This is a genomic window from Dietzia sp. SLG310A2-38A2 (genome assembly GCF_014145095.1).
Classification (GTDB): Bacteria; Actinomycetota; Actinomycetes; order Mycobacteriales; family Mycobacteriaceae; genus Dietzia.
This window is the reverse complement of record NZ_JAALDX010000471.1, coordinates 1-2,786: the sequence shown is the minus strand read 5'-3', so window position 1 is coordinate 2,786 and position 2,786 is coordinate 1. Positions and strand designations below refer to the sequence as shown.

Annotated in this window: 2 protein-coding genes; one reads left to right on the top strand and one right to left on the bottom strand. The window is 70.2% G+C overall.

Annotated features, from left to right (window positions below; all coding sequences use genetic code 11):
• Positions 1-699 (bottom strand): dienelactone hydrolase family protein (locus tag G6027_RS15340; protein WP_346995765.1); only part of this gene is annotated, 699 nt, incomplete at its 3' end.
• 73 nt (positions 700-772) lie between these two features.
• Here G6027_RS15340 and glmS point away from each other — a divergent pair.
• Positions 773-2,629 carry a glutamine--fructose-6-phosphate transaminase (isomerizing) gene (gene glmS, locus G6027_RS15335; RefSeq protein WP_182637922.1) on the top strand — a complete coding sequence of 619 codons (1,857 nt, stop codon included), beginning with the start codon at positions 773-775 and terminating at the stop codon, positions 2,627-2,629.
• The last annotated feature ends 157 nt before the right edge of the window (positions 2,630-2,786 follow it).

Below are 2,786 nucleotides of genomic sequence, written 5' to 3'. Positions count from 1 at the left end.
CCCCGCCACCAGTGGGCGCACCGCGCGTTGCGTCCGGCGATCCGGGTCCGCGAGGCCGACATACTTGATCAGTGGCGCGCCCTCGACCAGGCCGGTCTCGATGGCCTTCTCGAGACGTCGGTGCACGATCGGGCCGCGCCAGGCCAGGTGGAGCGCACGGGCGTCCTCGGCGTGGACACCGCCGGACGCCGACAGCAGCAGGGCCGGCGCGTCGATGGTGATCGCCCGATCGGCGGCCGCCGGGACGGTCTCGGTGGGGAACGCCATCGCCACCGCACCGATATCGGTGCGCTGGGAGGCCAGCAGGGCACAGACCCCGCCACCGAGCCCGTGACCGGCCAGCCCGATCCGGCGGGGATCCGCGCGGACGGTTCCGCGGCCGAGCCTGGCCTGCAGGACGTCCTCGATCGCGGCCGACAGGTGGTCGGCGAAGTGCTGGTGGTTCGGTCGGGGGGACCGGTCGGTCGCGGGTGCCACCACGACGAAACCCCACGAGGCGAGGTGCTTGAGAGTGTCGGTGTAGTCACGGGGGCCCTTGGTCCAGTCGTGGGCGAAGCCCACCAGGGGGGCGGGTGACGGCGCGTCACGCGGGACGAACACGGCGCCCGGCGTCCCGGTGAAGCCGAGATCGCCCGTGTCGACCCCGTAGGGGCCCCGCCGGTTCACCTTGTCGAGGAGAGCTTTGGTCTTGGTGGCCACGAGGGCCACAGTATCGCCTCCGGGGGGTCGACGGTGCCGGGGCGTCGGGACGGCCTGGCTACACTTAGCGGCCATGTGCGGAATCGTCGGTTATGTCGGGCATCAGGCTGCCCTCCCTGTTGTGGTCGAGGCCCTGCGGCGGATGGAGTACCGCGGGTATGACTCCTCGGGCGTGGCCGTCCTCGACGGTGCGGGCGCCTCCCGGGTCGAGAAGAAGGAGGGCAAGCTCGCCAATCTCGAGTCCGCTCTCGACTCCGCCGGGCACGACAGCTTCCCGGGGACCACCGGCATCGGACACACCCGCTGGGCCACCCACGGGCGCCCCAGTGACCGCAACGCCCACCCGCACGTCTCCGGCGACGTCGCGATCGTGCACAACGGCATCATCGAGAACTTCGCTCCACTGCGCGCCGAGCTGGAGGCCGCGGGGGTCGAGTTGGTATCGGACACCGACTCCGAGGTCGCCGCACACCTACTTGAGTGCGAGATGGCGTCCGGTCCCCACGCGGGGGACTTCGTCGCCTCGTGCCGCGCGGTGCTGAACCGTCTCGAGGGTGCCTTCACCCTGGTGTTCAGCCACGCCGCCCACCCGGGCACCCTCGTCGCGGCCCGCCGGTCGACCCCGCTGGTGCTGGGCGTGGGGGAGGGCGAGATGTTCCTCGGTTCGGACGTCGCAGCGTTCATCGAGCACACCCGTGAGGCGGTCGAACTCGGGCAGGACAACGTCGTGGTGCTGCGCGCCGACTCCTACGAGATCACCGACCTCTCCGGCGAGCCCACCGAGGGGCGCCCCTTCCACATCGACTGGGACCTGGCCGCCGCTGAGAAGGGTGGCTACGACTACTTCATGCTCAAGGAGATCGCCGAGCAGCCGCAGGCGGTCGCCGACACCCTGCTGGGCCACTTCCAGAACGGCCGCATCGTGCTGGACGAGCAGCGGATGACAGACCAGGACCTGAGGGACATCGACAAGGTCTTCATCGTCGCCTGCGGCAGTGCCTACCACTCCGGCATGGTGGCCAAGTACGCGATCGAACACTGGACGCGTCTGCCCTGCGAGGTCGAGATCGCCTCGGAGTTCCGTTACCGCGACCCGGTCCTGGACCGGTCCACGCTGGTCGTGGCCATCTCCCAGTCGGGCGAGACCGCCGACACGCTGGAGGCCGTGCGCCACGCCAAGTCCCAGAAGGCCCGCGTCCTGGCGGTCTGCAACACCAACGGGTCGCAGATCCCCCGTGAGGCCGACGCCGTGCTGTACACCCATGCCGGTCCCGAGATCGGGGTGGCGTCGACCAAGGCGTACCTGGCGCAGATCACCGCCAATTATCTCGTGGGTCTCGCGCTCGCGCAGGCCCGCGGTACCAAGTACCCGGACGAGGTGGCCGCCGAGTTCCGTCAGCTCGAGCAGATGCCGCTCGAGATCCAGAAGGTCGTGGACTCCCTCGACCCGGTCCGCGAGATCGCGCGGGAGTTGGCCGATTCCAAGTCCGTGCTGTTCCTCGGCCGACACGTCGGCTACCCGACGGCGCTCGAGGGCGCGCTCAAGCTCAAGGAGCTCGCGTACATGCACGCCGAGGGATTCCCGGCGGGCGAGCTCAAGCACGGTCCGATCGCGCTGATCGAGGAGGGCCTGCCGGTCTTCATCGTGATGCCGCCGGTCGAGGGGCGTGGGGTCCTGCACTCCAAGCTGGTGAGCAACATCCAGGAGATCAGGGCCCGTGGTGCGCGGACCATCGTGATCGCCGAGGAGGGCGACGAGGTGGTGCGACCGCTGTCGGACTACTTCATCCCGATCCCGGCCTCGACCACGCTGCTGCAGCCGCTGCTCGCGACGATTCCCTATCAGGCGTTCGCCGCGGAGGTCGCCGCCGCCCGCGGGTACGACGTGGACAAGCCCCGCAATCTGGCCAAGTCCGTCACGGTGGAGTGACCCGCCCCCGGGTCTGAGTCTGTCTGGGATGGTGGACATCATGTTGCGCGCGCACCCGGTCGAGGCGATCCGGTCCGCCGAGCGCCCACTCATCGAGGCGGCCGTGGCGGCGGGTGACCCGGACGCCGTGATGCGCCGCGCCGCCTCGGGGGTCGCC